The organism is Acinetobacter sp. (assembly GCF_045628685.1).
Taxonomy (GTDB): Bacteria; Pseudomonadota; Gammaproteobacteria; order Pseudomonadales; family Moraxellaceae; genus Acinetobacter.
Genome location: NZ_JAZQPV010000109.1, coordinates 1 through 8,429 on the forward strand (window position 1 = coordinate 1; position 8,429 = coordinate 8,429).

At 41.9% G+C, this 8,429-nt stretch carries 6 protein-coding genes and 4 tRNA genes; 9 read left to right on the plus strand and 1 reads right to left on the minus strand.

The window, feature by feature from the left end:
- Positions 1-66, plus strand: a complete 66-nt coding sequence (locus ACKI4H_RS14300) for an IS3 family transposase (RefSeq protein ID WP_407306890.1) — start codon at positions 1-3, stop codon at positions 64-66.
- A gap of 284 nt (positions 67-350) precedes the next feature.
- Here the strand turns inward: ACKI4H_RS14300 and ACKI4H_RS14305 are convergent, their stop codons facing one another.
- Complete coding sequence (locus ACKI4H_RS14305) at positions 351-992, minus strand: peroxiredoxin (RefSeq protein WP_407306879.1); 642 nt, start codon at positions 990-992, stop codon at positions 351-353.
- A gap of 339 nt (positions 993-1,331) precedes the next feature.
- Between ACKI4H_RS14305 and secA the strand changes: the two genes are divergently transcribed.
- From secA to ACKI4H_RS14345, 8 genes are all read left to right on the plus strand, one after another.
- Entirely contained in the window at positions 1,332-4,052 is a 2,721-nt protein-coding gene (secA, locus tag ACKI4H_RS14310; RefSeq protein WP_407306881.1) for a preprotein translocase subunit SecA, read from the plus strand.
- A 183-nt stretch (positions 4,053-4,235) separates the two neighbouring features.
- Positions 4,236-4,595, plus strand: coding sequence for a hypothetical protein (locus tag ACKI4H_RS14315; protein WP_407306884.1), 360 nt, complete (start codon positions 4,236-4,238; stop codon positions 4,593-4,595).
- Positions 4,596-4,754: 159 nt separating this feature from the next.
- Complete coding sequence (gene argJ / locus ACKI4H_RS14320; RefSeq protein ID WP_407306886.1) at positions 4,755-5,975, plus strand: bifunctional glutamate N-acetyltransferase/amino-acid acetyltransferase ArgJ; 1,221 nt, start codon at positions 4,755-4,757, stop codon at positions 5,973-5,975.
- A gap of 150 nt (positions 5,976-6,125) precedes the next feature.
- Positions 6,126-7,193 carry a quinolinate synthase NadA gene (gene nadA, locus ACKI4H_RS14325; protein ID WP_407306888.1) on the plus strand — a complete coding sequence of 356 codons (1,068 nt, stop codon included), beginning with the start codon at positions 6,126-6,128 and terminating at the stop codon, positions 7,191-7,193.
- A 151-nt stretch (positions 7,194-7,344) separates the two neighbouring features.
- Positions 7,345-7,421 (plus strand) — tRNA-Pro (locus ACKI4H_RS14330).
- Between the two features lie 45 nt (positions 7,422-7,466).
- Positions 7,467-7,543: transfer RNA gene (locus ACKI4H_RS14335), tRNA-Arg, on the plus strand.
- Positions 7,544-7,586: 43 nt separating this feature from the next.
- Positions 7,587-7,662, plus strand: a tRNA-His gene (locus ACKI4H_RS14340).
- Between the two features lie 3 nt (positions 7,663-7,665).
- Positions 7,666-7,742 (plus strand) — tRNA-Pro (locus ACKI4H_RS14345).
- Positions 7,743-8,429: the final 687 nt, after the last annotated feature.

The window sequence follows — 8,429 nt, forward strand, 5'->3', positions numbered from 1 at the left end:
ATCAAGGTTAAATTAAAAGGACTGAGTCCTGTAGAGTACAGAAATCAGTCCTTAAAAGCTGCTTAATCAAACCGTCTAACTTTCGGGGTGCAGATCACTAAGACAGGCTTTTAGCAATCGAGATGTGGCTCACCATTTTAGTCCTGCTTTTTAGCATTGTTGTTCATATTAAATTTGGGGTGAACGTTGTTTGCTGATTTTAAATGCTGCAATTCGTTTATATTGCAATAAATTAAAGCAGTCCTTTTTGTAATGCTTACTCCTACGATATAGCCCTTGGCTTTTGCGCAAGGGCGGAGCGGGGTTTTACTTATCCTTTGTGTTTGTCTTGCGAGAAATAAGACAGTGTCTTATTTTGTCTCAGGTTGTGGGGTGAAGCGTAAGTAAGGGGTTACTGCCTTATAGCCTTTAGGAAAACGCTGTTTGATTTCCTCTTCATCTTGAAGAGAAGCTACGATCACCACATCTTCACCTTGTTGCCAGTTGGCAGGGGTCGCTACTTTATGCTTGTCTGTCAATTGTAGCGAATCGATGACACGTAAAATTTCATTGAAGTTACGACCTGTAGATGCAGGATAAGTAATAATTAAACGCACCTTTTTATTTGGATCAATAATCACCAAAGAACGAACAGTTGAAGTCTCACTGGCATTGGGGTGAATAAAATCATAAAGCGTAGACACTTTGCGGTCTTTATCGGCAATGATCGGGAAATTCACCGAAGTATTTTGGGTTTCGTTAATGTCTTTAATCCAGCCTTTATGTGATTCGACATCATCAACTGACAGGGCAATGGCTTTTACACCGCGTTTATCAAATTCATCTTTCAGTTTTGCGGTATAGCCCAGTTCAGTGGTACATACCGGAGTGTAGTCGGCAGGATGGGAAAATAAGATTCCCCAGCTGTCACCCAAGTAGTCGTAGAAATTAATTGTGCCTTCACTTGAGTCCTGCTCAAAATTCGGTGCGGTATCGCCTAAATGTAATGTCATTTTTATAGCCTCAAATTATTGTTTATAAACCTTGATGAAACCTAATATGGCGCAATTTTTTTTCCAAGGAAAATAGCGTTTTTGTATTTCTTTATGAGGAAATGGAATATATAAGCTGAATCTGATTTGTAAAATCTGCATAAATGACGGATTTTATGACTATATTGGCTGTTTAAAATTTGTTACATTGATTTTCGTTAACTGTCATGTGCTAGAAAGAGTGACCAGAATTTTTTGATCGGTTTTGTGCAAAACCCTTGTACTTCAAATTTCTAGCACCATAATAACGACTGAGAAAAAATTTATTCATTCGACAAGCAAGATTTAGAGAGTCTATTCATGTTGGCAAGTCTGATCGGAGGCATCTTCGGTACCAAAAATGAGCGCGAACTCAAACGCATGCGTAAAATCGTAGATAAGATTAATGCGCTCGAGCCGACGATATCTGCACTAAGCGATGCAGACTTATCTGCAAAAACTGAAGAATTCAAACAACGATATAACAAAGGCGATGGCCTTGATAAATTATTGCCTGAAGCATTTGCGGTTTGTCGTGAAGCGGCAAAACGAGTCATGGGGATGCGCCATTATGATGTCCAGTTGATTGGTGGTATTACACTTCACGAAGGTAAAATTGCAGAAATGCGTACCGGTGAAGGTAAAACCCTGATGGGTACCCTGGCCTGTTATTTAAATGCAATTAGCGGTCAAGGTGTACATGTCATCACTGTAAATGATTACTTGGCACAACGTGATGCCGAGTTAAACCGACCATTATTCGAATTTTTGGGTTTAAGCATTGGTATTATTTACTCAATGCAAAATCCGACCGAAAAAGCAGAAGCCTATCGTGCCGATATTACTTACGGTACCAACAACGAATTTGGTTTTGACTATCTTCGTGACAACATGGTGTTCTCACTGGCTGAGAAAAAACAGCGTGGCCTAGCCTACGCTATTATCGATGAGGTCGATTCGATCCTGATTGATGAAGCACGTACTCCATTGATCATTTCTGGTCAAAGTGATGACTCTTCACAATTGTATGCTGCGATTAATAGCATTCCACCAAAATTGACCCCGCAAAAAGAAGAAAAAGTACCGGACGGTGGTCATTTCTGGATTGATGAAAAACAACGCTCTGTCGAAATGACAGAAATCGGTTATGAAACAGTTGAAGATGAATTAATTAAAATGGGCTTGCTTGCAGAAGGCGAGAGCTTGTATTCATCAGCTAATTTGAACTTGGTTCATCATGTTTCAGCTGCCATTCGTGCGCATTATCTTTATCAACGTAATGTTCAGTACATCATCGATGATGGTGAAGTGATTATTGTAGATGAAAATACCGGTCGTACTATGCCGGGTCGTCGCTGGTCAGAAGGCTTGCACCAGGCGGTTGAAGCAAAAGAAGGTCTGGAAATCCAACCTGAAAACCAGACTCTTGCAACCACCACTTTCCAGAACTATTTCCGTTTATACAAAAAGCTTTCAGGTATGACAGGTACTGCTGATACTGAAGCGGCGGAAATGAAAGAAATTTACGGTCTGGATGTGGTGCTGATTCCAACCCACCGTCCAATGATCCGTAATGACCAGAACGATTTAATTTATTTAAACCGTAATGGTAAATACAACGCGATTATTCAAGAAATTCAAAATATTCATGAAGCAGGTGTTGCGCCTATCCTGATTGGTACAGCCACCATTGAAGCCAGTGAAATTCTTTCGGATAAATTGAAAGAAGCCGGTATTGTCCACGAAGTGTTGAATGCGAAACAGCATGAACGCGAAGCTGATATTATTGCGCAAGCAGGTTCACCTAATGCGGTAACCATTGCCACCAATATGGCAGGTCGTGGTACCGATATTTTGCTCGGTGGTAACTGGAAAGCAAAGCTTGCCAAAATTGAAAACTATACCGCTGAAGATGAAGCACGTTTAAAAGCCGAGTGGGAACAAAACCACGAAATGGTGATTGCTTCTGGCGGTTTGCATATTATTGGTTCAGAACGTCACGAATCTCGTCGTATCGATAACCAGTTACGTGGTCGTGCCGGTCGTCAAGGTGACCCAGGTGTTTCTCGTTTCTACTTGTCGCTTGAAGATGACTTGATGCGGATTTTCGCAGGTGATCGTGTTGTCGGCATGATGCGTGCAATGGGCTTGCAAGAAGATGAAGCTATTGAACACAAAATGGTGTCACGTTCGATTGAAAATGCACAACGTAAAGTAGAAGCACGTAACTTTGACATTCGTAAAAACTTGTTGAAATACGATGACGTCAATAACGAACAGCGTAAGATCATTTATTCGCAGCGTGATGAAGTGCTTGCTGAAAGTACTTTGCAAGAATACATCGAAGAAATGCATCATGAAGTGATCAAAGGAATGATTACTAACTATATTCCACCCGAATCAATTCATGATCAATGGGATATTGATGGTTTAGAACGTGCATTACGTGATGATTTAGGTATCGATTTACCGGTGAATCAATGGCTGGAACAAGACCGTCGTTTAGATGAAGAAGCTTTGGTGGAACGTATTTCTGATGAAATCGTGAATCGCTACCGTGATCGCCGTCAACAAATGGGTGATGAATCTGCAGCCATGCTGGAACGTCATTTCATGTTGAGCGCTTTAGACCGTCACTGGAAAGAACATTTGGCAGCGATGGATTACTTGCGTCAAGGCATTCATTTACGTGGCTATGCGCAAAAAAATCCAGAGCAAGAGTATAAGAAAGAAGCATTTAATTTGTTTGTAAATATGCTTGCAGTGATTAAGTCGGATGTGATTACCGATCTTTCACGTGTTCATGTGCCTACAGCTGAAGAACTGGCTGAAATGGAAGCACAGAAACAGGCTCAAGCTGAAGCGATGCAGCTGAATCTTTCGCATGCAGAAGTGGATGGCTTAATCGGTGCTACGGCTGAAGGATTGGATGCACAATATACTGCAGTCGATGAACAAGAAATTATTCCACCTGCAAGCCGTAATGCGCCATGTCCATGTGGTTCAGGTTTAAAATACAAGCAATGTCACGGTAAAATTTAATTTTACCCAGACTGTGAAGCCACTTTAAATATTTCTCTTGTTGGTTGAGAGGGGGGCCATTTAAAGTGGCTTTTTTAATTCCTCAAGTATGTTATTTAGTTTTTCAAGATGTGAATACGTTTGCAGAGAACTAAATTAAGTGGTATTTAGTTGCATATCGAACACTGAAAAGCGGAAAAGACAATGAAAAAAGTATTACAACCATTGATGATTGCAGCTTTAGCTATTCCTACTTTGACTTTTGCAAATAATGCAGCTCAAACAACAACTTTAGACAAAGTACAAGCTGCTCGTGGTGCAACAACAGCTCCGGCAGTTGCTCAGGATGGTAACATTACAGTTGCAAGCCCACGCACTGGTATTCGTTATACTTTTGCTAATCCGAATCAACGTCCAGTGGTATTGGAAACTGCGGCGGTGACTGCAGCCAATGCGGCCAATGTGAACCGTATTGTGGCGTCAAACCCTGCTTTATCTCCAGCAAGTCAAGAAAAAGCCAAACAGGCATTATTATCGGAAGCGACCCAATTGGCATCTAACTAAACCGATGTTATTTTTTTAAAACCAGTCCGCGGACTGGTTTTTTTGTGCTTGGAAACCTCAATCCGATAAAAAATAAATCAAACAAAGTGTTCTGCTCGATTTTTTAGCCAATTTCTACTAAGCTGTGTTTTTATCACGAACTTATTTGGAAGTTTAAAAATGGCGGTCGGCGACGTAACAATGCCACAGATGCATGTGGTTAAAGGTGTAAAAATTGGTTCAGCTGAAGCGTATGTGCGCTATCCGAACCGACGCGACCTGGTCATTTTTGAATTTGCTGAAGGTTCCAATGCGGCCGGTGTATTTACCCAAAATGCATTTTGTGCTGCGCCGGTACATATTTGCAAAGCACATCTTCAGGTGGGCAATCCGCGTTATTTAGTGATTAATACCGGTAATGCCAATGCAGGTACCGGTAAAATCGGCATGGCGAATGCTGAAGCGACATGTGTGAAACTGGCTGAACTTGCGGGCGTATCTGCAAGTGAAATTTTACCTTTTTCAACCGGGGTGATTGGTGAGCAGCTTCCACTTGAGCGTTTAATGACAGGATTGCAACCTGCACTGGATTCATTACGCGAAGATGCCTGGTTAGATGCCGCAACTGGCATTATGACCACAGATACTTTACCTAAAGGCGCATCTGAGCAATTTGAGCTAGATGGTGTGATGTATACCATGACTGGTATCTCAAAAGGTGCAGGCATGATTCGCCCGAATATGGCGACCATGCTGAGCTATGTAGCCACAGATGCGCCAATCAGCCGTGAATTGGTACAGCAGCTGTTAAATACAACAGTAAACGTTTCATTCAACCGTATTACGGTCGATGGCGATACCTCAACCAATGACTCCTGTATTTTTGTGGCGACCGGTCAAGCTGGTGGTGTAGAAATCACATCGACTGATGATGCACGTTATGCTGTGGTTCTCGATGTTTTAACACGAGTGATGAAGCGTCTAGCACAACTGATTGTTCGTGATGGCGAGGGTGCAACCAAATTCATTACAGTTGCAGTTGAAGGCGGTGCAGATACCCAGGAATGTTGCGATATTGCCTATAGCATTGCGCATTCACCTTTGGTGAAAACTGCAATTTTTGCATCTGATCCAAACTGGGGGCGTATCCTTGCTGCGATTGGTTATGCGGGTGTTAAAAATTTAGACGTTGAAAAAATCCAGGTTTGGTTAGATGATGTACAGATCTGCAAAGATGGTGGTGCGGCAGCGGACTATACGGAAGAAGCTGGTGCGCGCGTGATGTCTCAGGCTGAAATGACCATCCGTGTTGATTTAGGACGAGGTCAGGCAAAAGACACGGTCTATACCTGCGATCTGTCTTATGACTATGTCAAGATCAACGCAGATTACCGTTCTTAAGTTTAGTTGAATGAAAAAAGCCTCCGTAGTGAGGCTTTTTTATAATGTAAAGTTTTTAATGACTGGTCAAAAAAGCATGATGCCATTCTGATCAGTGAATTGAGTGTACTGCTTGTGGTCTAACAAGCACTAAGGATAGAGAAGACGTTTATGAATGATGCGGCCCATTTAATTGCCAATGAAGCTAAATCGATTGTGCAGGTGCATTTAGATCGTTTAGGCGAGCCTAAAGATATTCATTTAAGTGATGAGGTCAAGCAGGAGAAATTTGCGCAAATTCTGGCAGAACTTAAAAAACGTGACGCTGTCCTTATCGCCCATTATTATTGTGCTCCTGAAGTTCAAGAGCTGGCTGAACTGTCTGGTGGGTGTGTTTCAGATTCATTAGAAATGGCCCGTTTTGGCCGTGACCATGCCGCATCCACCTTGGTTGTGGCAGGCGTGAAATTTATGGGAGAAACTGCAAAAATCCTTTCCCCTGAAAAAACGGTGTTGATGCCAACTTTGGAAGCCACCTGTTCTTTGGATTTGGGTTGTCCTGTCGATGAGTTTACCGCGTTCTGTAATGCACATCCGGATCATACCGTTGTGGTATATGCTAATACGTCTGCGGCAGTCAAAGCGCGTGCCGATTGGGTGGTGACATCTAGCTGTGCAGTTGAGATTGTCGAGCATCTAGATAGTCTGGGTGAGAAGATTATTTGGGCACCAGATCAGCATCTGGGTCGTTATATTCAAAAGAAAACTGGCGCAGAGATGTTGCTGTGGGATGGTGCCTGTATTGTGCATGAGGAATTTCGTGCACGTGGTATTGCCAACATGAAAACCCTCTATCCAGATGCAGCTGTTTTGGTACATCCAGAGTCACCAGAATCCGTGGTTGATATTGCGGATGCAGTAGGAAGTACCTCTCAACTGATTAAAGCGGCACAGACCCTGCCAAATGAGCGTTTGATTGTGGCAACTGACCGTGGCATCTTCTATAAAATGCAACAAGCTGTACCCAGCAAGACTTTGATTGAAGCTCCAACGGCAGGTGAAGGGGCAACGTGTCGATCTTGTGCACATTGTCCTTGGATGGCAATGAATGAATTGGATGGGATTTTAGCGGTTTTACAAAAGGCTGATCAAGAAATATACGTCGGTTTGGCTCTTGCAGAACGCGCTAAATTAGCGCTTGATCGCATGTTGAACTTCAGTGCCAATTTAAAACGCTAATAATTGTATATAAAATGGCTAAAGTGCTTGATAAATATACATTCGAAGCGTTTTTTTTGATTTTTTTTGACTCTAGGTGTTGACGTTACTAAGCGTCACGCCTAGAATGCACACCGTACCGCATGAACTGCAGTATGAAGCTAAGATGAATCGGAGCATGGCGCAGCTTGGTAGCGCACCTGGTTTGGGACCAGGGGGTCGTAGGTTCGAATCCTACTGCTCCGACCAATTCTTCAAGGCGAAGGTTTCATGGTATTTAATATCATAGGTCATGCGCCTGTAGCTCAGTAGGATAGAGCATCCGCCTTCTAAGCGGATGGTCACAGGTTCGAATCCTGTCAGGCGCACCATTTGTGGTAGCTTGATATTTTAGAATCTGAAAATGTTGTAACGGTGGATGTAGCTCAGTTGGTAGAGCCCCGGATTGTGATTCCGGTTGTCGTGGGTTCGAATCCCATCATTCACCCCAATTCGGAGCATGGCGCAGCTTGGTAGCGCACCTGGTTTGGGACCAGGGGGTCGTAGGTTCGAATCCTACTGCTCCGACCATCTTTCTAAAAGATGATGTAAATAATCCGCTTAAAGGCGGTTTTTTTATGCCTAAAATTTAATAATAACATTCAACATTCAACATTCAACATTCAACATTCAACATTCAACATTCAACATTCAACATTCAACATTCAACATTCAACATTCAACATTCAACATTCAACATTCATAATGGTTTGAATGATAGTTAATCATCATAATTTAAAGATTAAAAATAATGTAATCATTATTGATGAGGCACTATAAAGCCAGTGGAGAATTGGCGAGTTTAAAGCATGAATGGATTGCTTGGGACAAGATGAAAATTTAAATGCTTTCTTGCGTTGATTAATGGGATTGGTGATTTTATTTTAAATTTATGGATGCTTCTTTACCCTGTATATTTTACCCCGTCTATGTATTGTATATAGATAGAGAGCGAGCCTCTGAAAGGCAGATGCGGAATATAGAAAGCGATAATGAAAATAATAAAATGGTGTAGATTGGATTTTTATTTGGGTTGTTTAATAAGCTTTAAGGTGAAAATGCTGTGAATTTAAGCTTAAAAATAAGAAAATTGGTCTATTTTGCAGAATAAATAAACAGTCGGGATGTTATTGGTAAAATAATAGGGAAAAGGGGTTGCGCCTGATCTGAAATACTGTAGAATGCACATCCATCGGCGGTGATGTTGATTAAAACTTG